This window comes from Acinetobacter sp. V89_7, from assembly GCF_029967895.1.
GTDB classification, from domain to species: Bacteria; Pseudomonadota; Gammaproteobacteria; order Pseudomonadales; family Moraxellaceae; genus Acinetobacter; species Acinetobacter soli.
Map to the genome: position 1 here is coordinate 1 of NZ_JASCAJ010000031.1, position 25,318 is coordinate 25,318.

Annotated in this window: 26 protein-coding genes and 1 pseudogene; 15 read left to right on the forward strand and 12 right to left on the reverse strand. The window is 43.7% G+C overall.

The window, feature by feature from the left end; translation table 11 throughout:
- From QLG00_RS11400 to rimI, 3 genes and pseudogenes are all read left to right on the forward strand, one after another.
- A pseudogene (locus tag QLG00_RS11400) lies at positions 1 to 74 on the forward strand (elongation factor Tu); the annotation flags it as partial.
- Positions 75 to 383: 309 nt separating this feature from the next.
- Positions 384 to 1,265 carry a metal-dependent hydrolase gene (locus QLG00_RS11405; RefSeq protein ID WP_004935416.1) on the forward strand — a complete coding sequence of 294 codons (882 nt, stop codon included), beginning with the start codon at positions 384 to 386 and terminating at the stop codon, positions 1,263 to 1,265.
- A 109-nt stretch (positions 1,266 to 1,374) separates the two neighbouring features.
- Entirely contained in the window at positions 1,375 to 1,833 is a 459-nt protein-coding gene (rimI, locus tag QLG00_RS11410) for a ribosomal protein S18-alanine N-acetyltransferase (RefSeq protein ID WP_039910016.1), read from the forward strand.
- A gap of 7 nt (positions 1,834 to 1,840) precedes the next feature.
- Here rimI and QLG00_RS11415 read toward each other — a convergent pair whose 3' ends face one another.
- From QLG00_RS11415 to trxB, 3 genes are all read right to left on the reverse strand, one after another.
- On the reverse strand, positions 1,841 to 2,656 hold the full coding sequence (locus QLG00_RS11415; RefSeq protein WP_004935419.1) for an arginyltransferase: 816 nt from the start codon (positions 2,654 to 2,656) through the stop codon (positions 1,841 to 1,843).
- Between the two features lie 22 nt (positions 2,657 to 2,678).
- On the reverse strand, positions 2,679 to 3,404 hold the full coding sequence (gene aat, locus QLG00_RS11420; protein ID WP_004935421.1) for a leucyl/phenylalanyl-tRNA--protein transferase: 726 nt from the start codon (positions 3,402 to 3,404) through the stop codon (positions 2,679 to 2,681).
- 73 nt (positions 3,405 to 3,477) lie between these two features.
- Positions 3,478 to 4,425 carry a thioredoxin-disulfide reductase gene (trxB, locus tag QLG00_RS11425; protein WP_282471030.1) on the reverse strand — a complete coding sequence of 316 codons (948 nt, stop codon included), beginning with the start codon at positions 4,423 to 4,425 and terminating at the stop codon, positions 3,478 to 3,480.
- 263 nt (positions 4,426 to 4,688) lie between these two features.
- Between trxB and QLG00_RS11430 the strand changes: the two genes are divergently transcribed.
- Complete coding sequence (locus tag QLG00_RS11430; RefSeq protein ID WP_282471031.1) at positions 4,689 to 7,703, forward strand: DNA translocase FtsK; 3,015 nt, start codon at positions 4,689 to 4,691, stop codon at positions 7,701 to 7,703.
- A gap of 47 nt (positions 7,704 to 7,750) precedes the next feature.
- On the opposite strand, the gene QLG00_RS11435 is transcribed toward QLG00_RS11430, so the two are convergent.
- Entirely contained in the window at positions 7,751 to 8,038 is a 288-nt protein-coding gene (locus QLG00_RS11435; protein ID WP_004935429.1) for a PA4642 family protein, read from the reverse strand.
- Between the two features lie 106 nt (positions 8,039 to 8,144).
- Between QLG00_RS11435 and QLG00_RS11440 the strand changes: the two genes are divergently transcribed.
- Positions 8,145 to 8,444, forward strand: a complete 300-nt coding sequence (locus QLG00_RS11440; protein ID WP_282471032.1) for a hypothetical protein — start codon at positions 8,145 to 8,147, stop codon at positions 8,442 to 8,444.
- 54 nt (positions 8,445 to 8,498) lie between these two features.
- Here the strand turns inward: QLG00_RS11440 and minE are convergent, their stop codons facing one another.
- From minE to QLG00_RS11465, 5 genes are all read right to left on the reverse strand, one after another.
- On the reverse strand, positions 8,499 to 8,771 hold the full coding sequence (minE, locus tag QLG00_RS11445) for a cell division topological specificity factor MinE (RefSeq protein WP_004935430.1): 273 nt from the start codon (positions 8,769 to 8,771) through the stop codon (positions 8,499 to 8,501).
- A gap of 2 nt (positions 8,772 to 8,773) precedes the next feature.
- Positions 8,774 to 9,586, reverse strand: a complete 813-nt coding sequence (minD, locus tag QLG00_RS11450; RefSeq protein ID WP_004935432.1) for a septum site-determining protein MinD — start codon at positions 9,584 to 9,586, stop codon at positions 8,774 to 8,776.
- Positions 9,587 to 9,651: 65 nt separating this feature from the next.
- Positions 9,652 to 10,371 carry a septum site-determining protein MinC gene (gene minC / locus QLG00_RS11455; RefSeq protein WP_004945850.1) on the reverse strand — a complete coding sequence of 240 codons (720 nt, stop codon included), beginning with the start codon at positions 10,369 to 10,371 and terminating at the stop codon, positions 9,652 to 9,654.
- Between the two features lie 122 nt (positions 10,372 to 10,493).
- On the reverse strand, positions 10,494 to 11,543 hold the full coding sequence (locus tag QLG00_RS11460; protein ID WP_004935437.1) for a hypothetical protein: 1,050 nt from the start codon (positions 11,541 to 11,543) through the stop codon (positions 10,494 to 10,496).
- A 13-nt stretch (positions 11,544 to 11,556) separates the two neighbouring features.
- A complete protein-coding gene (locus QLG00_RS11465; protein WP_025096197.1) occupies positions 11,557 to 12,483 on the reverse strand; it encodes an acyltransferase in 927 nt (308 codons plus the stop codon).
- Between the two features lie 244 nt (positions 12,484 to 12,727).
- Between QLG00_RS11465 and QLG00_RS11470 the strand changes: the two genes are divergently transcribed.
- From QLG00_RS11470 to QLG00_RS11510, 9 genes are all read left to right on the forward strand, one after another.
- A complete protein-coding gene (locus tag QLG00_RS11470) occupies positions 12,728 to 13,381 on the forward strand; it encodes an OmpA family protein (protein WP_004935445.1) in 654 nt (217 codons plus the stop codon).
- Positions 13,382 to 13,506: 125 nt separating this feature from the next.
- Positions 13,507 to 15,546, forward strand: a complete 2,040-nt coding sequence (locus QLG00_RS11475) for a UvrD-helicase domain-containing protein (RefSeq protein WP_004935448.1) — start codon at positions 13,507 to 13,509, stop codon at positions 15,544 to 15,546.
- Between the two features lie 21 nt (positions 15,547 to 15,567).
- Positions 15,568 to 16,020, forward strand: coding sequence for a dUTP diphosphatase (gene dut, locus QLG00_RS11480; protein ID WP_004935452.1), 453 nt, complete (start codon positions 15,568 to 15,570; stop codon positions 16,018 to 16,020).
- A gap of 186 nt (positions 16,021 to 16,206) precedes the next feature.
- Positions 16,207 to 17,628, forward strand: a complete 1,422-nt coding sequence (locus QLG00_RS11485) for a phosphomannomutase/phosphoglucomutase (RefSeq protein ID WP_282471033.1) — start codon at positions 16,207 to 16,209, stop codon at positions 17,626 to 17,628.
- A gap of 14 nt (positions 17,629 to 17,642) precedes the next feature.
- Positions 17,643 to 18,554 carry an acetylglutamate kinase gene (gene argB / locus QLG00_RS11490; protein ID WP_282471034.1) on the forward strand — a complete coding sequence of 304 codons (912 nt, stop codon included), beginning with the start codon at positions 17,643 to 17,645 and terminating at the stop codon, positions 18,552 to 18,554.
- A 118-nt stretch (positions 18,555 to 18,672) separates the two neighbouring features.
- Positions 18,673 to 19,455 (forward strand): GNAT family N-acetyltransferase, encoded by a 783-nt coding sequence (locus QLG00_RS11495; protein ID WP_282471035.1) that lies wholly within the window; start codon positions 18,673 to 18,675, stop codon positions 19,453 to 19,455.
- 100 nt (positions 19,456 to 19,555) lie between these two features.
- The gene (locus tag QLG00_RS11500) at positions 19,556 to 20,404 is read left to right on the forward strand and encodes a class II glutamine amidotransferase (RefSeq protein ID WP_004935463.1); all 849 of its coding nucleotides are present in this window, start codon (positions 19,556 to 19,558) and stop codon (positions 20,402 to 20,404) included.
- A 139-nt stretch (positions 20,405 to 20,543) separates the two neighbouring features.
- Entirely contained in the window at positions 20,544 to 21,632 is a 1,089-nt protein-coding gene (locus tag QLG00_RS11505) for a hypothetical protein (protein ID WP_282471036.1), read from the forward strand.
- A complete protein-coding gene (locus QLG00_RS11510; protein ID WP_282471037.1) occupies positions 21,629 to 21,940 on the forward strand; it encodes an RnfH family protein in 312 nt (103 codons plus the stop codon). Before QLG00_RS11505 ends, QLG00_RS11510 begins: the two co-directional genes overlap by 4 nt.
- 56 nt (positions 21,941 to 21,996) lie before the next feature.
- Here QLG00_RS11510 and bamE read toward each other — a convergent pair whose 3' ends face one another.
- A complete protein-coding gene (gene bamE, locus QLG00_RS11515; RefSeq protein ID WP_004935473.1) occupies positions 21,997 to 22,395 on the reverse strand; it encodes an outer membrane protein assembly factor BamE in 399 nt (132 codons plus the stop codon).
- A gap of 111 nt (positions 22,396 to 22,506) precedes the next feature.
- On the opposite strand from bamE, the gene fur reads away from it, so the two are divergent.
- Positions 22,507 to 22,944, forward strand: a complete 438-nt coding sequence (fur, locus tag QLG00_RS11520) for a ferric iron uptake transcriptional regulator (protein WP_004935475.1) — start codon at positions 22,507 to 22,509, stop codon at positions 22,942 to 22,944.
- Between the two features lie 50 nt (positions 22,945 to 22,994).
- Here the strand turns inward: fur and QLG00_RS11525 are convergent, their stop codons facing one another.
- Together QLG00_RS11525 and QLG00_RS11530 are read right to left on the reverse strand one after the other, a co-directional pair.
- Positions 22,995 to 24,146, reverse strand: coding sequence for a PilT/PilU family type 4a pilus ATPase (locus tag QLG00_RS11525; protein ID WP_282471038.1), 1,152 nt, complete (start codon positions 24,144 to 24,146; stop codon positions 22,995 to 22,997).
- A gap of 32 nt (positions 24,147 to 24,178) precedes the next feature.
- A complete protein-coding gene (locus QLG00_RS11530) occupies positions 24,179 to 25,213 on the reverse strand; it encodes a type IV pilus twitching motility protein PilT (RefSeq protein WP_004935479.1) in 1,035 nt (344 codons plus the stop codon).
- Positions 25,214 to 25,318 lie beyond the last annotated feature (105 nt).

Consider the following 25,318-nt stretch of genomic DNA (forward strand, 5'->3'; position numbering starts at 1 on the left):
CAGGTCTACGTTTTGCGATCCGTGAAGGTGGTCGTACTGTAGGTGCTGGTGTTGTTGCGAAAGTAACTGCATAATCACTATTCAGTGAAAAAAGCGCTCCTCTGGGGCGCTTTTTTTATGTCATCAATTCATCGAGATTTAAATAAATCCGTTTTATCTATTACATCTTTTTCTCTTGCGTCGAAAAATCCGTTTTATCTATTACACCTTTTTCTCTTGCGTCGAAAAATCCGTTTCACTCATCACGTCTTTTTCTCCTCATGTCCTTAACTGACATTTCTGTGTCCTAAACTGCACTTACACGTTTTTATGAAAGAAGTATGATCTTAATCAAGAAATTAAATAAGAAAGCAGGGGTGTTTTACCCTTGAGGAGTCGTTGGCATGAACGCTAAAGTGAATATTACCAACCGTGCAGGTGCAAGTTTTCCAGTTCGTCGTATGAACTTTGACTTCAACGATGTACCCGAATATTGGATGAATGGTTCTGCAGGTCTGACCCATTTTATGACTGCTTTATCTGCTTTATTTCCGGATGGTGAGAAGTTTTTTATCGATTCGGTTCGTGCAGTACGCTACCATCCTGCAATCAAAGACAACGATGCATTGCAAAAAGAAATCAGTGCCTTTATCGGTCAAGAAGCCATGCATACTCAAGAGCATGTTGGCTTTAATGCCTCGGCACAAAAATATGGTCACGATGTGGCAAGCCTTGAGCAAAGAACAGGAAAAGTCATTCAGACCGGCCGTAAAATTTTTGCAAAACTGGTCAAACCGTTTGGTATGACACAAGAAATGGTTGATTTAACCGCCACTACAGCACTTGAGCATTTTACTGCGACCATTGCCTCACAATTATTACGAAACCCACATATTCAAGCGCTTATGACTGATGATACGATGTCGACCATGTGGTACTGGCATGCAATTGAAGAGAATGAGCATAAAGCCGTAGCCTATGATGTGTTTGAGGGAATCTTTGGTCGGGATTTAAAAGCTTATTCGCTTAGAAATACGGCATTGGTAGTCTCTATGCTGGCTATTTTTATTACTCAGTCATATTTTGTTGCTAAGCTTTTACAAGAAGATGGTAAATTAAATCTGAAAGAGCTTGGCACAATTTATACGTATGCTTATAGCCCATCTAAAGGTATTATTACTGGCATGTTAGATGAAATGTTGGCGTATTTTAAGCCTGGGTTTCATCCGAATGATTTAGATACCAATAACCTGTTGGCAACATGGAAAGCCAAACTGGGTTTATAAGATTTAAAGTTAACTCCGTGGGCAAGCAATTGCCCTTTTTTTATGCCGAGTTGTTGGTTAAGATTGTGCCCCGAGTCTCTTCATCTAAATCTTTATTATGCAAACTCCCGTGATTCGTAAAATGCAACATGACGATGTTGAAGCTATCGTGGCGATTGAGCGCTTGGTTCAAACTCATCCATGGTCAGCACAGCAATTTTATGAAGCGGTGGATTCATATCAAAGTACCGTGATTGAAATACAGAATAAATTGGCGGGCTTTTGTATTTTGCAGCCTGTGCTTGATGAAGCCAATTTGTTATTGATGGCAATTGATCCTCGGCAACAGGGCAGAGGGCTTGGCTTTGACTTACTCGATGCGTCGATCAATCTTTTAAGTAATCAACCTGTGCAAATTTTTCTAGAAGTCCGCGAAAGTAATGCAGCAGCGATTCGTTTATATGAAAAATCTGGATTTCACCAAATTGATTTACGACGCAATTATTATCCAAGACCAGAAGGCGGACGTGAGCATGCCATCATTATGGTCAAAGCATGCAGTGATAATTTTGCCGATTTATTTAAGTAAGCAGTGCTTATTTAATCAGTAAGCTGTTCCATTCAGAAGGTAAAATGGTCATCAATGACTCACCCAGTTGATCAATTTCTTCTTGCGACAGTGCGCGATTCAGGCGGCGCCATTGGCCGTCTAAAAGTAATTCGAGGGGAATATACTGAGATTTGTAATTCATCTTTTGTGAATGTGGCACCCAGTAACCTAAATATAAATAATCGAGCTGTAACGATTGCACATATTCGAGCTGTTTAAGAATTGCAAACACACCCAAAGATCGGCGCTGCTCGGCTGGATCAAAAAAGGTATAAACCGCAGACAATCCGTCGTCCATCAAATCACATGTTGAAACGCAGACCAAGCGATCATCTTTCCATAATTCTAAAAAGAAACTTTCGGTACAACTATGCACCAGAAACTTTTCAAACTGATCTAGGCTCGGTGGAAACATATCGCCATCGGCATGGCGTTCATTGATGTAACGCTCATACAAGGCATAATGCACATTTGTGGCGGCATGTGTGGGCACAATCGACATGCGAAGATCCTGATTTCGTTTCCAGGCTTTCTTCTGCATGCTGTTCATTTCAAATTCGTCGACCGGTACGCGGCAAGACAGGCACTGTCTGCACAAATGACATTCTGGGCGATACACAAAGTCGCCGCTACGACGAAAACCAACGCGTGAAAGTTCAGAAAGCGTCACTACGTCAATCCGGTGGATTGGATCGAGAAACACCATGCGCGCAGATTTGTTGTCTAGATAGCTACAGTCGTGGGGCGGGGTAATATAGTACTGTAAGTCATTAAGAAGGGACTTTGGGTGGTAAGATTTCATCGTGTATGTCCCCTCATTGTTATCATTCGGTTAGTTTTGCAATTTGGGCAATTCTTTTACTTGAAAATACACGTTCTGAATACTTTTTCCAATTGATAGGGGGCTCAATAATTACATCTTGTAACGATTTTAAGTAGTCTTGACGAGAAAGTGTACAAGCACCTAAGCTTAATAAATGGTCATTGACCAGTTGACAGTCAATCCAGCGCACTTGATGTTCTTGCCCAATCAGCATGAGCGTATAAAATGCCATTTTGGAGGCATCGGTACGTGTACTAAACATTGATTCTCCAAAGCAGCCTTTACCAATACTCACACCATATAATCCGCCTACTAATTGATCTTCTTGCCAAACTTCGACGCTATAGCCGTAGCCTGCTTTAAACAGTTCGACGTAGCCTTGCACGATATCTTCTGAAATCCAGGTGTCATTGGTGTAATTGCGGGGCAGGGCGCAAGCACGAACCACTTGCTCAAAGGCACGATTAATGGTCACTTGATAATCGTATTTTTTCATACTCCGAATAAGTGTTTTACTTGGCCGATATTGCTCGGGATAGATGACACAACGCGGATCGGGACTCCACCAACAGATCGGATCACCTTCATTAAACCAAGGAAATAATCCATGTGTGTAGGCTTCAAAAAGTGTTGAAGGTTCTAAATCTGCCCCGATGCAAATCAACCCTTGACCCTCTGGGTCGGCTTCAACTGGATCGGGAAACACATACATCGAAGGTAAAATCATGAAGGGAGAGAGAATAAAAAAGATCGGCCTTATTTTAGCCGATCTTTTAATGTGATGAGAACTGCTGTATGACTTAGATGTTTTCTAAGTATTTGTCTGCATCAAGTGCAGCCATACAGCCCGAACCCGCCGAAGTAATCGCTTGACGGTAAATGTTATCTGCAACGTCACCTGCCGCAAAAACACCCGGAACTGAGGTTGCAGTTGCATTACCTTGCGTACCGCTTTGGACTTGAATATAGCCATCACGTAGCTCAAGCTGACCTTCAAACATGCCCGTATTTGGCTTGTGACCAATTGCAACGAATAAGCCTTGTACATCAACAGTTTGTGTGCTTTCGTCTTGAGTCGATTTCAAGCGTACGCCTGTAACGCCCGTATTATCACCCACAACTTCATCGACTTGATGGTTCCAGATAATGCTGATTTTGCCTTCTTTCTCTTTTTCAAACAGATGATCTTGCAAGATCTTTTCTGAACGAAGGCTACTACGACGATGAACCAGTGTGACGTGAGCTGCAATATTCGATAAGTAGAGTGCTTCTTCAACAGCAGTGTTACCACCACCTACAACCATCACGTTTTGACCTTTGTAGAAGAAACCGTCACAGGTTGCACAGGCACTTACGCCCTGACCCATAAATGCAGCTTCCGATTCTAGACCGAGGTATTGTGCAGTCGCGCCTGTTGCAATAATTAAAGCATCACAGGTGTATTCTTCCATATCGCCTTTTAAAACGAACGGACGGGTATTTAAATCAACTTCATTGATATGGTCATAGACAATGTCGGTACCGAAACGTTCTGCATGCGCCTGCATACGCTCCATCAATACCGGACCCGTTAAACCTTCAGGATCGCCAGGCCAGTTATCTACCTCAGTTGTTGTAGTCAACTGTCCACCAAGTTGTAAGCCTGCAATCAGCGTTGGCTTCAAATTGGCACGTGCAGCATAAACTGCAGCGCTATAACCTGCAGGACCAGAACCAAGAATAATAAGTCGAGAGTGACGAGCGCTCATGACGAGTTCCTTATTAATATCGAAATTTTTGAAATTATACGTGAAAGTTGAGCCAAATGGCGTCGTTTTGATGTGGATAATATTGATCAACTAAATCGAATTGAGCTATATACGATTTTATTGAAAGATGTTAACAACAAGCTTCAACAATCATGCATCATTTTTTACAGAACAGGTGCATAATATGTGAATTAATTCGTTGCCGGTTTTGAGCCAACGAAAGAACAAATGAATTCATTCAAACTGGTTTTACAGGACAGTATATGACTGCGGTGTCGAGCGTTTATGCACAGCGTTTATTAATTACATTATTTTTGGTTTCGTTCGGGATTTATCTGTTTGTCGCGACTGTGACATATACCCCATTCGATCCCGGCTGGATGCATATTTCAAGCGACACTCAAAATGTCTCGAATGCCAGCGGCGTTGCCGGTGCATGGATTGCTGATTTGCTGTTTGGTTTTTTAGGCTGGGCGAGTTTACTGATTCCATTGTTTTTGTTTATTGAAGCCATTCAAGTCTGGTGGCCACGCAGTTTTCTAAACCGACCGTTTCGCTATGCAGCGCAGTTTTTTATTATCTTAGCCACCTCTACATTGCTTTATCTGTACTGGAATGTACCAGCAGATACCTTAGCCAATGCCTCAGGAGGCATTATTGGCTATGAGCTGGGTGAAAGTCTGTCCGGTATCCTGACCATTTATGGTGCAACGCTGTTCTTGCTGGTATTTTGGGTGCTATTGCTCACCTTGGCATTTGGTATTCAATGGAATCGTACATGGGCAACACTCAAAGCAACACCAGCTTATTTACAAGACCTATTTTATAAAAACGTTTCTCCGAATGAGTCTGACTATGATTTGACGGAGCAATCAGCCAAGAAAGCGCCACAATCGGTCAGTGCTGCATCTAAAAGCGCTTCTGCTTTACCAGAACAAGCGGTTCAACCAGAGCAAGAAAAGCCAAGTGTTGCACCAGCGGCTCGTACCCATCAGTATGTGGCAGATGACGAGACGGTTGAGCGGTTATTCCAAGATGTCGTTGCGAAAGAACAGCGTGCCCAGCAGCAATATCAAGATCCATTACCTGTAGATGATCAGGAATTTGAGAAAGCGCTTGAAAAGGCACATCGGCTTGAAAGTGAATCCAAGCGTTTGGTACCGACCGGAGAGGTATGGAAAGCGCTGCAATCTGATGATCTGACTCACAAACAGGAAATCGATGCATTACTTCGTGCCGCAGATGATGAACACGGACAATTAAATACACAAGCTCAGCGTGCACACACAGATTCAGCCTCAGCTCATGATCAGTCAAATCCTTTAAATAAAGATAAACTGAACTGGAATGACGATCAGATTTTTGATGAATTACTGGCCGCTATGCCGAATCAATCGGGATCTGACATTCACACGCCGTTTGTCTCGCAAGCGCAGCCAACTACGCGTTCAGAGACTGATCATTTGATCGAACAAGTCGAGCAGACGCTTAAAGCGTCATCTACAACGCATCAGCCTCAAAATCGATATGCGGCGTATGAACCAGAAGAGCAGTCTGATCTTTTGACTGGAGAAGAAATCAGAGCACCAGAGCCACTCAAACAAGCGCCTGTTGCCAAAGCAGTAACGCCAGAAAGCGAGCAGGCAGCACTTTCAAAAGAAGCCTTCATTGAAGCTTGGCAGGAAACCGCAGGTAAGCCGGTAGAAGATGAGTTTGATTTTGACGCCCCACTCACAGATACTTCGGGAAGACCGATGTCACGTGCAATGCAGGTGGCACAAAAGCGTCGTGATTTACCAACGTTACCGGGCTTTGAGTTACTTGATAAAGTTGATCCGAATAAGAAGGTCAACTTCACTGTCGAGCAGCTCGAACGTTTATCTGAACTGCTCGAAATCAAGTTACAAGAATTTAATGTGAAGGCCAAAGTGGTCGAGGCTCAGCCTGGCCCGGTGGTTACACGATTTGAGCTTGATCTGGCGCCCGGTGTGAAAGCATCTAAAGTTACCAATATTTCACGTGACTTGGCCCGCTCGATGTCGATGGCATCGGTACGTGTGGTTGAAGTCATTCCCGGCAAGCCTTATATCGGTATTGAAGTACCAAACAGCGCGCGTGAAATGGTGCGCTTGATCGAGCTGCTTGAGACACCGTCATTTAAAGACCCTGCCGGCTTACTCTCGATGGCTATGGGTAAAGATATTTCAGGTAATCCTGTCATTACCGATTTGGGTAAAGCACCGCACATGCTGGTAGCAGGAACGACTGGTTCGGGTAAGTCGGTCGCAGTCAACTCCATGATTTTATCAATGCTGCTCAAATATACCCCAGATCAGCTTCGCCTCATTCTGATTGACCCGAAACAGCTTGAATTGGCCAATTACAACGATATTCCACACTTGCTTACTCCAGTGGTCACAGACATGAAAGACGCGGTGAGTGCACTTAACTGGTGTGTCAATGAAATGGAACGCCGTTACAAGCTGATGTCATTTTTAAAGATCCGTAAACTGGCAGACTATAACCGTAAGGTTGAAGAAGCTATTGCCAACGGTGAAGATTTGATTGATCCAACGTGGAAGCCAAGTGATTCGGCCACCCAAGAACGTGCTCCACGCTTACAACCTTTACCTTCAATTGTGATTGTGGCGGATGAGTTTGCCGACATGATTATGCAAGTAGGTAAAAAAGCCGAAGAAATGATTACCCGACTGGCGCAAAAATCTCGTGCTGCCGGCATTCATTTGCTATTGGCGACTCAGCGTCCTTCTGTAGACGTTATTACGGGATTAATCAAAGCCAATATTCCTACACGCGTTGCACTGCGGGTTAACAGTAAAATTGACTCACGAACGATTTTGGATGCGGGTGGTGCAGAAGACCTGTTAGGTCATGGTGATATGTTATTTCTTGGGCCTGGAAAAATCGAGCCTGAGCGTGTACATGGTGCCTTTATTAGCGATGATGAAGTGAATCGGATTTGTGATGCATGGCGCGAACGCGGTGCCCCGAATTATGTCGATGAAATTTTAACACCGTTTGATGAAGAGCCAAGCGCACGTGGTTTTGAAGATGGTGGAGAAGGGGGATCTGATCGAGATATGCTCTATGATCAATGTGTGGCATTTGTTTTGGAAACCCGTAAGGCATCGACGTCATCCTTACAGCGTAAATTTAGTTTGGGTTACAACCGAGCAGCTCGAATCATTGATCAGATGGAAGAAAATGGCATCGTAAGTGCCATGGGCGCCAACGGTAAACGAGAAATATTGGTCTAAACTCAACCATCATAAAAAAACCTGCATCAAGCAGGTTTTTTTAGCACTTATGCAAACTTTGCTAGCACTTCTAAAAAAGGCTCGCGCTGACGCGGAAATTCAGCAATCACATCATGAATACGCTGACCTTCAGGATTGGTCGCGTTTACATCACGGCCATCGGCAACAAACTGAGTCAAAAGACGCTCATAGTCGTTTGGACGCATGTGTTTAAATGCATGATACAACACATGAAAATCGGCATTTACACCGTCTGGAGGAAGTTGGTTAAGGTAGGCAAAAACACGTTCATCTGACCATTCTTCATTGAAAGTTGCTGGCTGTGATAATGCCATAACACGCTCCTCTTACACTTTAAAAGCAAAATTTGAGACAGGATATTTTGAATCTTTTAACGAGACGCACCGTTGTTCAAGTCTACTCGAAGCACAGCTTCTCGTCTTGCGACTGGGCAAAGATGCCTGCTCCAGTCTACTCGAAGCACAGCTTCTCGTCTTGCGACTGGGCAAAGATGCTCGCTCCAGTCCACTCGAAGCACAGCTTCTCGTCTTGCGACTGGGCAAAGATGCTTGCTCCAGTCTACTCGAAGCACAGCTTCTCGTCTTGCGACTGGGTAAAGATGCTTGCTCCAGTCTACTCGAAGCACAGCTTCTCGTCTTGCGACTGGGTAAAGATGCTCGCTCCAGTCCACTCGAAGCACAGCTTCTCGTCTTGCGACTGGGCAAAGCGTTGCTTTGCTGATCCAGTCTCATATTTTGCCTTAATTTCTGGGTGATTGACCAATCAGTAATGAAATTATCGTTCTTCAGGTAAATTGATATTCATTTCAAGCATTTCAATATTTGCTTCTGAACGTACCTGCATTTGAATATGGTCTTCACCCACACCACGTACATAACGACTGACCACTTGCATGATCTCTTTTTTCATTTGATCAATTTTGTCTTGACTCAAACGTCGTCCTAAGCCCTGTTCAGAGGCAACAATTACTTTCAAACGATCTTTGGCAGTTTGTGCGCTTGATGGTCTCTCGTCAGTTCCGAACAGTTTACTCCAAAATCCTGCCATCGTTATGCTCCAAATAGTCGAGCCAACCAGCTTTTTGGTTGTACTGTAATGTGTCGATAAGGGCGTTCTTCACCTAAAAAACGTGCAACCAAGTCATCATATGATTGGCCTGATTTGGTTTCAGAATATAAAATGACCGGTTTACCTTCGTTTGAAGCTTGTAAAACACCCGGGCACTCAGGAATAACCCCTAAGGTTGGAATGCGTAAGATATCCTTTGAGATATCATCAATCGTCAGCATTTCTTGGCGATCTGCACGTTCTGGATTAAAACGTGTGATACACAAGTGCTTACGAATACGCCCTTCGTTCTGTTCGACTTTTTTTGTTTTGCTGTCCAGCATTCCAATAATACGATCAGAGTCACGTACCGATGAAATTTCTGGATTGGTCACAATAATCGCTTCATCTGCATGATACATGGCTAAAATTGCGCCACGCTCGATACCCGCAGGTGAATCACAAATAATATAATCAAATTCTTGTGATAATTCTTCAATAACACGAGCCACACCGTCGTCAGTCAAGGCGTCTTTGTCACGTGTTTGTGAAGCTGGTAAAATATAAAGATTTTCAATATCTTTGTCACGAATCAGCGCTTGTTGCAAACGTGCTTCATTGTTGATGACATTCACAAAGTCATAGACAACTCGACGCTCACACCCCATGATCAAATCAAGATTACGTAAACCTACGTCAAAATCAATCACAACAGTTTTATGACCACGTAGGGCTAAACCTGTTGCAAAAGATGCACTTGTTGTAGTTTTACCTACACCACCTTTGCCTGATGTTACGACAACAATTTTGGCCACCGAATCCACTCCTATTATGGTCATACGCCCGATCTTATGGGCCTATTTGGTGCTTAATTTATACCTTAAAATTCCAAAGCCCGAAATTCAAGTTCTTGCTTATCGTTTAAATATATATGTACAGATTTCTTTAATACATCTTTAGGGATGTCTTCTGCAACACAATACGTGCCTGCAATTGAAACAAGTTCGGCTTCAAGGGCATGACAAAAGATGCGAGCAGCAGGGTTTCCACCTGCACCCGCCATAATGCGGCCACGCACATTTCCATAGATGTGAATGTTGCCTGAAGCAATCACTTCAGAACCGCTGTTCATTCCTGCATTTAAAATAATGTCGCCATGATCTTGTACCAGACATTGTCCGGTTCGCAAAATTTCGTCATGGTAAGATGTTTTGTGCGAAATCGCTGTTTTCGTTGTTGGTGTTTTTGTTTCAGCGTTTTTCTCTGTCACTTTGGCTGACTGAACCACAACTTCTTCTTTCGTGGCCTTGATCCGCTGCAGAGGTTGGTCGGCTGGCATCACAGGAAACTGAATCGATTTGGCCTCATCGCTCAATAGGCCATCTATCACGGCCATTGGCTGTAAGCCCAGACTAATCAGCAACTGAATCAGTGCAATCAGTTCTTGTTCTACCGTACTGTCAAGAATAACCAATGTGCCTTGATAGGCATCTTCATTTAAAATTGCGGTAAGTTGTTGCCGGATGACATCATGATCATTGGTATCGAAGGTTAATCGGGTAAAATTAACCATTCTTCCTGTAATCCGTATATCAGCCATAATGATTCCTTGAGAACTTCTGACGTGCCACTGGCCCTGAAGTTGGGTGAGTAAATAGATCAAATCCTAGAACAAATTATCCGAATTCTCTAGGGACTAGCCTAAATATTTTATCGATATGCTTATTCTTTGGCTTGATCGTGTTGTTTAAGTACTTGCTGCCAATGTTTCACTTTAACTTGTTTACGAATAGATTCCAGACTTTCAAATACAATTGATTCGACCAGTTGTTCAAGTTTTTGGTTATCAATATTCACTTCACTAAGCCGTTTCGATATTAACTGATAATTGGCATTGGGCTGCGCTACAGAGCCTTCAACAAATGGAACAATCAATCCCGATGTAATATTTTCGCCCAAACGCTGACCAATGCTCTGAATTTGCGATTCAATGCGCCCACCTACAATCGGAATGAGTCGAAGCAGTTGGGTTAGCTCGGGTGTATCTTCAATCGCCTGATTAACAATTTTACCCACACGCTCAGCCATGATCGGTTGCTGGGTTTTTAAAGCCTCTGCCAATGAGTCTTGCAAAATTTCGGCAAAGGTCTGCGCAAATAGTGCCCGATGATGATCAATCAAATCATGTAAAATCTTTTTATGGGTCGAGCTGGTTTCAAGCTCTTGCTTAACACCATCGAGCACCGTGATAACCACTCGATCGGAGAGTTCTTCCATCACAACTTGATAATAAAAACGACCGCGTTTAAGCCAACTGCCTGGTATGACTTGATAGCCCATTTCATAGAGTCGATAGCCAATGATTCCCGCGCGAAACAAACGTAAAAAACGTAGTTGCGGCAAAATCGCTAAAATTTCGTACCAGTGAATAAATGGAAAGAAAAACCAGCGCTGATGATGTTTGTACACCACTGCAATTGCCCAGCGAATCAGCAGTTCCACAATTAAAAAGCCAATGAACCACGCTTCGCTGACAATCACCCAAGGGTGCAGTTCGGCGCGGTAAAATGTTAATAATGTTTCAAGGTGAATTTGCTGAAACAGCCACTCGCCAATGCTGCTCATCAAAAAGTAATTGGCACCTAAGCAAAAAAGGTTAAACACAATGATAAAAACCATAAAAATATCGTAAAGCAAAAACAGCTTGAAGGACAAACTGCCGGGCTTTAGATGCTGGTATTTATTTTTAATGTCTGAACTTTTTTGCTTCATGTGGCGTTACATCTTAAGTAGAGCTGTTGGAGTATTTGGCTTTCATTTCGGTGATCAACTGATCCTTTTCAGTCCAGAGCTGATCTACCCAGTCTTGAAAACGTTTACGATAGACTTCGTCATCTTCGTAATCTCCACCCAATACCCAGTCTGGCAGTTCAATTTTGCGTAAATTCACCGCAATTTTGGATACATCACCTAGCCAGAAATCGCCATAGCCAGGTATACCGTCTGGGTACACAATCGTCATGTCGACCAAAGCATCGATTTTATCGCCCAGAATATTCAGCGCCAAGGCCAGTCCACCCGCTTTAGGTTTGAGTAAATGCTGATAAGGTGAACCTTGTTGATCATGTTTTTCTGGAGTGAAGCGAGTACCCTCTAAATAGTTCAATAAGGTAAACGGCTGGCTTAGCAATTGTTCGCAGGCTTGACGTGCTTCTTCAAGATCACGGGTTTTGAGCTCGGGATTTTTCTGGATTTGTTCTTTGGTATGACGTTTCATCATTGGGAAGCCTAAAATCTTAAAGGCTTGTCCCACAAAGGGAATAAAAATAAGCTCCCATTTGGTAAAAAAACGCGTCAACGGCATACGTGTTAGTCCAAAGTACTGATTGACCGTGGTATCGACCCAGCTTTGATGATTACAGGTCATGAGATAACGACCTTGCATGCTTAAGTCGAGGGCTTCATCGATAGTGATATCCCATTCTAAATGTGGCAAAACATGGTCGATCAACCAGTTATTAACATTTAACCAGCTGTTGGTGATCTGGATGTTGGTTTGATCCACCACCCGCGATTTTTTGAACAGTTTGGTCAAGCCCAACGCCAGTACGGGTGGGCCATGTAAAAACGTACTTCCTGTAATGACACTGCCTACAGTCAGCCCGCGTGTAATTTTTTTTAGCGCCGATTGCTTGTTTGCTTGCGTAGACATATGAAAAGTCCTGACGATCCAATTTCTAAGGGTATGAGGGTGTGATCAATATAGACCGAGTGCTAAAAATAAAAAAGGCATCCCGATAAAGAATGAATAAAATGTGATGAACTGCACAATTAATTGGGTATTAAATATTACAAAATGTAAATAAAAGCGATATTCTTAACAAAATATCAATGGTCTAAGTGGCTTTTTTATTTCATCATTTTCACAGACAACAAGACAAACGAGGAGGCATGCAATGCGTGCACTAGTTATTACAACTGTAGTTGGGGCGGCGGTAGCACTTGCAGGTTGCCAAACAACTGGAAACAATCTTGGTGGCGTAGAATACGATAAAGCTGCCCTAGGTACACTCATCGGTGCTGCGGCAGGTTATGGTATTTCTAAATCCAATGCAAACTCTAGCCGTCAAAATAACCGTGCTGCTGCAATTGGTGCGATTCTTGGTGGTGCAAGTGGCTTGTACCTCGACCAAAAAGAGAAAAAATTACGTCAACAAATGGCGGGTACTGGTGTAGAAGTTAACCGCAACCCAGATGGTTCTGTCGGCTTGGTAATGCCGGGCAACATTACATTTGATACCAACAAGTCAAACATCAAACCGAACTTCTACTCAACTTTGAACAAAGTTGCGCAAACTTTGTCTGAAGATAACCGTAGTGCGATTTTGGTTACAGGTTATACCGATAATACTGGTAACGATTCGATCAACATTCCATTGTCACAAGCGCGTGCACAGTCTGTTGCTAATTACTTGAGCGGTCAGGGTGTATCTTCTGCACGTATCAATGCACAAGGTTATGGTTCATCTAACCCAATCGCGTCAAACGCAACTGCACAAGGGCGTGAGCAGAACCGCCGTGTTGAAATCAGCATTTACGAGCGTCAATAATCGTCGCACGGATATGTAAAAACCACCTTCGGGTGGTTTTTTTATGGTTAAAATCCGTTTCATTACGATGGGCATTGGCGCAATAGATGTCTATAATCACGCTCGGAATCATCAGGGGAATACATATGTCTGCAGCCAGTCATTTAAATGACAAACAACAAGAAGCCATGAAATATACTCAAGGACCGTTGTTAGTGCTTGCAGGAGCGGGTTCGGGCAAAACATCGGTGATTACGCAAAAAATCGCCTATCTGGTTAAACAGTGTCGCATTCCTGCACATCGTATTACAGCGATGACCTTTACCAATAAAGCGGCGCGTGAAATGAAAGAGCGTGTGACGCAGTTATTGTCACGTGAAGAAGCCAAAGGTCTATCTGTTTCGACATTCCATACCTTCGGTTTGAATTTATTACGCATTGAGCTCAAGCATACGCCGCTAAAAAATAACTTTTCAATTTTAGATGCCGACGATTGCAAACGAATTCTGATGGATTTAATGCATCGCGATAATTTATCGGGCGCCGAAAGCAAAGAACTCATTGCCAAGGCCATGAAAAAGATTTCTGACTGGAAAAATGATCTGATTGTGCCAGAGCAGGCACACAGTACCTGTGAAACGCCAGAAGATGTTCAGTTTGCGCACTTATACCAGTTATATGAGCGAAATCTGCGTGCCTACAACGCAGTAGATTTTGATGATTTGATTGTATTGCCAACACGTCTATTGCAAGAAAATGCCGAAGTACGTGACAAATGGCAAAACCGGACCCGTTATTTGCTGGTCGATGAATACCAAGATACCAACACCGCCCAGTATATTCTGGTCAAGCTTCTAGTGGGAGTAATGGGGCAGTTTACTGCGGTTGGTGATGATGACCAGTCGATTTATGCATGGCGGGGTGCCAAACCGGAAAACATGGCCTTACTCAAAGAAGATTTTCCGAATCTTAAAGTGATTAAGCTTGAACAAAACTACCGTTCAACCAGCCGGATATTGAAAGCGGCCAACGCCGTGATTGAACATAATCCACATATTTTTGATAAAAAACTGTGGAGCGATAAAGGTCATGGAGAGGTCATCCGGATCATTACCTGCCGTAATGATGACGATGAGGCCGAGCGTGTGGTGAAAGACCTGATGACGCATAAGCTCATGAACGGGAAAAACTGGAAAGATTATGCGGTTTTGTATCGCGGTAACTTTCAGGCGCGTATTTTGGAAACCCAGTTACGCCAGATGCAGATTCCCTATAAGCTTTCGGGTGGACAATCGTTCTTTGCCCGCGCTGAAATTAAAGATGTCATGAGTTATCTGCGTTTAATTATTAACCCAGAAGATGACAGTGCTTTTTTACGTATTATCAATACGCCTAAACGCGCGATCGGACCAGTCACCCTTGAAAAACTCGGACTGTTTGCGCAGGAAAATCACTTGTCCCTTTTGGGCGCGTCATCGGATCAGCGCTTAAGCATGGTGCTACCGAAAAAGGCCATGACACAGTTGCATGAATTTGCAGACTTTGTGCAGACCTTTACGCGAGAATTACTCGATGACGATGAACCTGTGCCTAAAGTCCGCCAGATGATGAATGAGGCAGGCTATATCGACTATATTCGTGAGCAAGCGGCAACGCCTGCGCAAGAAAAAAGCAAGCTCGACAACATCGAAAGTCTGTATAACAGTATCCAGAATCTACTGAATCGTACCGACGATGTTGATGATAAAAACATTGAAAGTGTGATCCGAAAATTGGTGCTGCTCGATCTGCTCGAACAGCAGCAAGAAGAGGAAGATACCGACAAGGTCAACTTGCTGACCCTACACGCTGCCAAAGGTCTTGAGTTTCCATTTGTGTACATTATGGGGCTAGAAGAAGAACTGCTGCCGCATAAAAACTCGATTGCTGCCGATACCATCGAAGAAGAACGCCGTTTGATGTATGTGGGAATTACTCGCGCACGACAAGGCCTTACCCTGACCTTGGCCGAACAGCGTAAAAATGGCGGTCAGATGAAACAAATGACACCGAGCCGCTTTTTGGATGAATTGCCGCAAGATGAACTTGAATGGCTTGGCCGTAAGAAAAAACTTGCGGCTAATGTCGATCCGAAAGAACAGGCACAGCAATATCTGGCCAATTTAAAAGCTTTATTAAAACGTTAATGTAACAACTTAGGAATGATGATGAAAGTCCAAGTCAAATTACTGGATCCTCGTGTAGGAAAAGAATGGCCATTGCCAACGTATGCAACAGCAGGATCTGCTGGACTGGATTTGCGTGCTTGTTTAGATGATGCCATTGAGATTGAACCTGGGCAAACGGTACTGGTGAAAACCGGTATGGCGATTTACATTCAGGATACCCAATTCGCAGGCATGATTTTGCCGCGCTCAGGTTTGGGACACAAACACGGGATTGTGCTTGGAAACTTGGTAGGATTAATCGATTCAGACTATCAGGGCGAGCTGATGATTTCGGTATGGAATCGTGGTCAAACCACATTTCGTTTAGAGCCGGGTGAGCGTCTAGCACAATACGTGCTGGTTCCTGTGGTGCAGGCCGAGTTTGAACAGGTCGAAGATTTTGTCGCAACAGACCGCGGTGCAGGCGGTTTTGGACACACTGGAAAGCAGTAATTTTTCTAATAAATGCCTGTGTAAACAGGCATTTATTTATTTACAATTGAATGTTACAAAAAATTATATTAATAATATCGGGTTATCGATCTGATTTTTTATTTTGGCGTCTTTATTTTGTCATTGTACCTAAATTTTTTTCAATTTTTCCCGTTTTGCTAACATAGGCATAAGAAGAACAGACTTATGGATATAAAGCAGACTTTTCCGTTTCAGATTTTTCGTGCCTATGATATTCGGGGAAAGCTCAATGTGCTGACACCGGAGCGCATCGTGGCCATTGCACACGGACTGGCACAGCAATACCTCGCTGCGGGTCATACAAAGCTTGTGCTCGGCTATGATGCCCGTTTGACTGGTCCTTATTATGCTGCGCTGGTTCAAGCAGTCTTGGGTGAACACGGACTTTGTGTAACCAATATTGGTTGCTGTTCAACACCCCTCATGTACTTTACTGCACGATCACATGATGGCAATGGCATCATGATTACGGCCAGTCATAATCCTAAGACAGACAATGGCATTAAATGGGTGATGGGAAATCAACCACCAAGTCCCGAGATCATTCAGCAAGTGGGATGGTATGCCTCTCAAATTCGTGTTGATTTAAGTCCTTACTTACATCTCCAATCGACTGTAGTACATCAAGAAAATGCCTATTTCGACCGTTATGAAGATGCACTCGTTCAAGATATTCAGCTGAATCATCGCTTTAAAATTGTATTAGACGGCTTACATGGTTCGGCAGGTGAAGGAACGCGTCGCTTACTAGAGCGTTTGGGATGTGAGGTTGTCACAATTCGCTGTGAGCCCAATGGTCATTTTCCAGATCATGCGCCAGATCCTTCACAGGCGTTACATCTGCAGACACTTCGTCAGTACGTCTTGGCAGAGCAGGCCGATTTGGGTATTGCACTTGATGGCGATGGTGATCGTTTGGTCGTGGTCGATGAGCATGCCACGATTATCAGTGCAGATCGTTTAATTTCACTATTTAGTCAACTGTGTCTGGTTGCACAGCAAGCGCATGAAGTGGTTTTTGATGTGAAATGCTCGACCATGGTCCGCAATACCATTTTGGCCTGTGGCGGGCAGCCCACCATGATTCGAACTGGTAGCACTTTCTTGCGTCAATATTTGGCAAAATCGGCTGGACGGGCGATTTTTGGGGGTGAATACGCAGGGCATTATGTATTTAATGATGGCCGAGGCTATGGCTTCGATGATGGCCCATACGCGGCATTACGTTTACTTGAATACATGGCGGCACATCCGACACAGTCGTTATCGAGCTTACTGGCGGCCTATCCTGAGCGTTGTAGCACAGAAGATCTGTACATCAATACTTATGAAGCAAATCCTGTGCATGTATTGCAGGATATTGAAGCACAAGGGCAGACCTTTCAGGCGCTACTGAGTCGTACCGATGGGATACGTCTCGATTTTCACGATGGATTTGGCATTTTACGTGCATCGAATACCGGAGAGTACTTCACTGCGCGTTTTGATGCAGAAACACCACAACGATTGGCAGAGATTAAACAGATATTCGTGACCATGTTGCAAAAAAAATACCCTAAACTTGCACATGATCTTTCACAGGCCTAATTAAGGAGAGGCGAATGCCACATCAGCACACCGGCATCGATAAAGCAAAAATTTTGACAGAAGCATTGCCGTATATTCAGCGCTTTTCAGGAAAAACACTTGTGGTCAAATATGGCGGTAATGCCATGACCGATCCTGAGCTGGAAAGCTCGTTTGCGCGTGATATCGTTTTGTTAAAAACTGTCGGTTTAAATCCGATTGTGGTGCATGGTGGTGGGCCTCAAGTCGACTCTTTACTCAACCGTTTGGGGCAAGTGTCCGATCGAATTGATGGTATGCGAGTGACCGATCAGGCCACCATGGAAATTGTAGAAATGGTGCTGGGTGGAAGTGTCAATAAATCGATTGTAAACCTGATCAATCAACATGGTGGACGTGCCATTGGCTTAACCGGGAAAGACGGTAACCTGATTCGTGCACGCAAATTGTTGATGGAAAAACAAGATGAGCAAGGCGAGATCAAACATATCGATTTAGGTATGGTGGGTGAGGTGGTCGGCGTGAAAACCGATGTCCTTGAAATGTTTACTCAAGGCGATTTTATTCCTGTGATTGCCCCTTTGGGTGTCGATGAAAGTGGTAACACCTATAACATCAATGCTGATTTGGTTGCAGGCAAAGTGGCTGAAGCACTGGGCGCAGAAAAACTGATTCTGCTCACCAATATCTCGGGTGTACTGGACGAAAACAAAAATCTTTTGACTGGGCTATCGACCAAAGAAGTCGATCGTCTGATTGAAACTGGCGTGATTTATGGTGGCATGATTCCGAAAGTGGGCTGTGCCTTAGATGCAGTTAAAGGTGGCGTGGTTAGTGCGCATATTGTCGATGGTCGTGTACCACATGCCACTTTATTGGAAATTTTTACCGATCATGGTGTAGGCACTCTGATTACCAACCGAGTTGCGACTAAAGCAGAGCATTAATTTTTCGAATCTAGAAAAAGACCAGTCATGACTGGTCTTTTTTATGGGTATCGATATTGGTCATATAGTTGTCATGCGGGTGTTTTAGTGTAAGCAAAGAAAAACACGGGGTGAGCTTATGCTAGACAAATTGAATCATTATCGACACCACTTAAATTTTCCATTGCTACGTCAAAAACCCTCAACCACTCAATATAAGTTTGAGTGGGTTGAAACCTTAAAAGAATTAGAAGAAGTACAACGCTTTCGTGCTGAACAGTTTGGCCCACAGTTTGGCATTCATTTTGACTCAGGTTTAGATCAGGATGTCTATGATTTTGGCTGTGAGCATGCAGTATTACGTGAAAAATGGTCTGGCGAGATCGTGGCATATACACGTTTGAAACACTTTTTGGGGCATGAACTGGCACAGAGTTATAGTGCTCAAGAGTTTGATGTGGGGCATCTATCGCATGTACCCAGTGTGGTCGAAATTGGTCGAACCTGTGTGCATCCGCAATTTCGTTCTGGTAAAGCACTGTCTATTTTGTGGTTGAATCTGGTGCCTAAAATTTTGTGGTCCATGAAAGCCAAGTACCTCATGGGTTGTGTCAGTATTCATCTAGATAACAATGCTGCCCGTGTCTATCATACGCATCGGAAAATACAGCAGCTTACGTCTGCGCAAAGCTTAGATATTGCCTCTAAACACCCTTATGAGCCGCAGCATCCAGCTTATAGCTTTACCCAAGATGAGCGTATTCCCAAACTGTTTCAGATGTACTTAAGCATGCAAGCTCGATTATCCAAACAAGCATTTTATGATGAAGCCTTTCAATGTTTGGATTATTTTGTATTACTTGAGGTGAACCAAATTGCCAAGTCTTTTGTCATGAATAAACGCGTTCAGCGCCGTCCTTAGCAGAAAAAGTGCATAAGATGTATCAAAATTGAGATTTGCAAGGCATTGTGCTCTCATGCACAATAGACTTTACATCTAGATCATTCTTGCCTTTACCGTTATGTGCCAGCTACTTGGAATGAATTGTGCAACGCCTACCGATATTACCTTTTCGTTTAAAGGATTTTCACAACGGGCGGGCATTACTTCCGATCATTCCGATGGGTTCGGGATTGCTTTTTTTGAAGACAAAGCCTGCCGTTTGTTTGTCGATAATCAGTCTGCGGTAGAATCTCCGATTGCCGAGTTGGTGCGTAATTTTCCAATTAAATCACGCAATGTGATTTCTCATATCCGTAAAGCCACTCAGGGTAAGATTACTCTTGAAAATTCGCATCCATTTATGCGTGAGCTGTGGGGGCGACAGTGGATTTTTGCCCATAATGGCGATTTGCATCATTTTAATCCACGCCTGACTGGCCGTTTTGTTCCGGTTGGCAATACCGACAGTGAACGTGCATTTTGTTATTTGCTGGATCAGTTGGTAGAACGTTTTGGTTATACCGAGCCCAGTATTCATCAGATTTTTACCGCGCTTGAGCAGATTGCGCCTCGAATAGCCGAACATGGAACATTCAATTACTGCTTATCTAATGGTCAGGCTTTATACAGTTATGCCACAACGAAATTACACTGGTTAGTCCGTGAGCATCCCTTTAAAGCCGCTCGATTGATCGATCTAGATGTCGAAGTGGATTTTAGTCAGGTGACCACTGCCAAAGATCGCGTGGCGGTGATTACCACCGAGCCACTGACTCAAAATGAGGTCTGGATGCCTTATCAACCGGGTGAGATGATTGTGTTTCAAGATGGACGCCCGATTAAGCAAGCTTTAACCCGAGTAGAGCGTTTAGAGCGAGAGGCACTCAACCCTGAACTTAAACGCATTACCCGTGCCGACCAGTATTAAACCCGGTATTCAATAGAAAGGCGTTGCAAAATTGAGATCGATGATTTTGGGTCGAAAACGTTCTGTTTTTGAATAGAAACTTTGATTTTCAGGTCGGACAAAGGCAAAATATCGGCAGACTTTATTCAAGGTATGCATGATGCAGGATTCTCCTTTATCACGATGGCTTTCGCCACTTATGGCGTTTTGTTTGAGCTTGGTGATTATTGTTACCCTCGCGCCGGCAGTCGGTATTCAAATTGATCGTCAGCTTGATTTTTGGTTGTTATGGCTCGGTAGCATGGTGATTTTGGCGTTGCCTGTGTGTTATTTGGAAATTGCACTGGCGCGCCGTTCAAAAACCACAGCGCTGAACGCACTTTCACGCCTAACGCGGGATGCCGATGCGTCTTCCAAATGGCGTTTGGTGGGCTGGTTGGCTGTGGTATTCATTGCATTTTTGGCTGGCGGAATTCTTTCTCATGCCAGCGTGCTGTTACCACAACAATTCACTTTAGGCGTTGCACCTAATCTATTGTTGATTGTACTTGCGGTGCTGGCATTTGGCTTATCTTTTGTATCACGCCAGATTTTGCTGCTCATCACTGCAATTGCGTTGATTGCGTCTATCGCGCTTGGTCAGGTTTATGATGCTGCTCAGCTTCAGCCATGGCACTGGACATCACTTGAATTTAAAGAGTGGGGCAATGCCACTGTTCTGGCTCTTGTGGCGAGTGGTTTAGGTATGGGCCTATACTGGCAAACAACAGTAAAACAGGTCGATCAACAGGCATCAGCCAGTGCTTCTGTACTGCCGATCTGGTTGGCACAATTGGTGGCTGTGATTGCGTTTGGCTTTGTGTCAATTCAGCAAATGGTTCCTGTACTGACTTGGGTGATTGCTGCATTGATGGCATCGGCACTGCTCCTACAACTTGCTCGTGAACAGTTAATTGAGCGTCAGGCTGCGCTGGCATTACAGTGGGCAGTTCCAGTTGTGGCTGTTGTGATCTGGGCAATTCCTGCCATTCAGGCAGAATTTTATATTCTGACCATGCTTTGGGGGCTACTGTTGTGTTTGATCTACGCGATTTTTGCGGGATGGATTATGAAAATCAGTCACTTGCGTAAATCGATGAATTTTAGTAGTGAGCTATTTTATAATCTTTGGCGGATTGCTGTCCGTATTGTCTTACCTTTAGGCATTGTACTGGCGATGATTTCGGTACTTGGACAACTGTTTACATGAGTAATCTTCAGCAGGTCTGGGTAGCTTATGCCGCACCAGATCAACAGTTTCATCTTGCTGTTGCTTTTGAAGCCGGAATGACAGCGATAGAGGCCATTGAAAAAAGTGGACTCTTGCTTGCCACACAGCTAGAAATGCCATTACAAGTGGGTATTTTTGGTATTCGATGTGCGCTTGAACAGCCGCTTAAAGCGGGCGATCGGGTAGAAGTGTATCGAACTTTAACCATTAATCCAAAGGACATTCGACGCAAACGCGCAGAGAAAAATCCGGTTGGTCGTTTTCAAAAGGGTAATCGCTTTAAGTGATCGCCAGTATATAAAAAAACCCCTCAAATGAGGGGTTTCTTTTTTTGAGGAAGCCTTTATAGTGGTGGCGCAGTCAGTATGGCTTCTTTTGAACCTGGTAAGCCCGGTTGAGACTCTGGTAAGGTATCGATACCTTCAATATTGGTGACGATACCAGACTGGTCAAAGTAGATTTTTAGATGCTGACCGCGTGCTGCCGGAATTTTTGCTTTTTTGGCATAAGTTCCCGGAATATAGTTGTATACGTAATCCCAGCGATATGGATTTAATGGATCTGTAATTGTTGGGCTACCGAGTAAAAACTTTACCTGTTGGTAATTCATGCCCACCTGAACTTTTGATGCTTGAGCTTTGGTTAAAGGGGTTCCTTGAGGAATATCAACCTTATAGACGCCGAGCGTTGAACAACCAGCAAGCAGTGAAGTGACGAATAACGCCAACATAAGTTTTTGCATTTTGCTACACTATCCCGATAAATTATGATGCATTTGATCCAAGGATAGATCATACTGCATCTCATCACGATTGCCTATTCCAACTTGAGATTTGTTGAGAGACCCTTTTTTATGCCGATTTCCAATCAAGATTTACGAAAAGCTGGACTGAAAGTCACCCTTCCTCGAATTAAGATTTTGGAATTACTAGAAAATTCAAAACAACACCATTTGAGTGCAGAAGATATTTATAAAACTTTGCTTGAACAAGGTGAAGATGTTGGTCTGGCAACGGTTTACCGAGTTTTAACACAGTTTGAAGCAGCAGGAATTATTCAGCGCCATCATTTTGAAAACAATCACTCTGTTTTTGAAATCATGCAGGAAGATCACCACGATCACCTTGTTTGCTTAAATTGCAACAAAGTTGTTGAATTTACAAATGATATTATTGAGCAAGAGCAACACTCCGTTGCTGAAAAGCACAATTTTACTTTGACAGGCCACTCATTGAATCTATACGGTTATTGCAACAACCCAGATTGCAAAGACGCACTGCGTAAAAAGTAAGGATTTCACATAAATCCAACAATAAAAAAGGGCAGATAATGCCCTTTTTTTCATTTTAGATCATGACGTTGACCGTCAAAGGTGATTTTTCGATCGACTTCAAGCATTTTCTCTTTTTGATCAATTGCGGTATTGGCTTCTTGAGAAAGTTTGATCTGCAAACGCAGATTGTTGGGTGAGTCGGCATGTTTGAGTGCATCGGCATAACTGATTTGTCCGTGTTCGTGTAATTCAAACAAGGCCTGATCAAAGGTCTGCATTCCCAGTTCACCAGAGCGTGCCATCAGTTCCTTAATTTTATAAATCTCACCTTGGCGAATGTAATCCGACATCAAAGGTGAATTGATCATCACTTCAACGGCAGCACGGCGACTTTGACCATCAGGCGTAGCAATCAGCTGCTGAGAGATGACGGCTTTTAAGTTAAGTGATAAGTCCATCAATACCTGCTCACGCCGATCTTGCTCAAAAAAGTGAATGATACGCTCTAAGGTCTGATTGGCGTTGTTGGCATGTAAAGTTGCAAAAACCAAATGCCCGGTTTCGGCAAATGCCAGTGCATAATCCATGACTTCACGTGTGCGAATTTCACCAATCAAAATGACGTCTGGTGCTTGGCGTAACGTATTTTTTAAAGCCACTTCGTAGGAATCGGTATCAATGCCGACTTCGCGCTGCGTAACAATACAGCCAGCATGTGCATGTATAAATTCAATCGGATCTTCAATGGTAATAATATGACCGCTTGAGTGTAGATTACGGTGATGAATCATCGACGCAAGCGATGTGGATTTTCCTGTTCCTGTTGCACCAGAAAAAAAAATAATACCGCGTTTAGTCAAGGCCAAGTCCTTGAGAATCGGTGGTAGCTGTAGTTGATCTAGCGTCGGGATTTTGGTTTCGATGCGGCGGATAACCATGCCGGGTAAATCACGCTGCTGAAAGGCACTTACACGAAAGCGCTCAGTACGTTCGCGGTTTAAAATGGCGAAATTACATTCATGGGTTGCCATGTACTCATCGCGTTGCTTTTGCGTGGTGATCGAATCAATCAACTGCGCGATCATGTCACCGTCTAATTTGGTTTTGGAAACCGGGGTAATTTTGCCATTAATTTTTAATGATGGCTCAACACCAGCCGTAATGAACATATCGGAGGCTTTGTGGGTTGCCATTAAATTGAGTAAATCATTAAAGTCCATGCGGTGCTTCCTGATGGCTTTGTGTTGTTGTTTTATAAGGATTCTGGTGATTTTGCCACAGCGCGTGCTGTTGGTAAGTTAATGATGCCTTTGGCGACCAGTTGTTTAAGACTTTGATCGAGCGTGGTCATGCCATGGCTTGCACCCGTTTGAATCGAAGAATACATTTGCGCGACTTTTCCTTCACGGATCAAATTACGAATGGCCGGAATACCAATCATAATTTCATGCGCTGCTACACGGCCGCCACCTTCTTTTTTTAACAAGGTTTGTGAAATAACCGCCTGAAGGGATTCGGACAGCATGGTACGCACCATATCTTTTTCCTCTGCGGGAAATACATCGATAATTCGATCAATGGTTTTGGCTGCCGAGGTCGTGTGTAGTGTACCAAACACCAAATGTCCGGTTTCTGCGGCAGTCAATGCCAAACGTATGGTTTCCAGATCACGCATTTCCCCCACCAGAATGATATCGGGATCTTCACGCAGTGCTGAGCGAAGTGCCTCATTAAAACCAAGTGTATCGCGGTGCACTTCGCGCTGGTTGATCAGGCATTTTTTGGGTTCGTGTACAAACTCGATCGGATCTTCAACCGTTAAAATATGATCATAGCGATGATGATTAATATAATCGAGCATGGCGGCAAGAGTGGTCGACTTCCCCGAGCCTGTTGGGCCGGTCACTAACACCAAGCCGCGCGGATAGTCACAGATGTCTCTGAAAATTTTTCCGAGTCCAAGTTCTTCAAGCGTCAATACCTGTGAGGGAATGGTTCGAAAAACGGCACCTGCACCACGGTTCTGATTAAACACATTGACACGAAAACGGGCCAGATTTGGCACCTCAAAGGAAAAGTCGGTTTCGAGCTTTTCTTCGTAATCGCGGCGCTGTTTGTCATTCATAATGTCGTAAACCAGACGGTATACTTCGGAATGTTCAAGTGCGGGGAGGTTAATGCGTCGAACTTCACCATCGACGCGAATCATGGGTGCCAAACCTGCAGACAAATGTAAATCAGATGCCCTGTTTTGGACTGAAAATGCCAGCAGTTCGGTTATATCCATATTTCCCCCAAAAAATCGTTAAAATCTTTCATTATTTTGTAGAATATTAAGTGCTTTTCCCAAAGCTTAACAACATTCAAGGCCGAGGTTAAGTAAAAAATATGT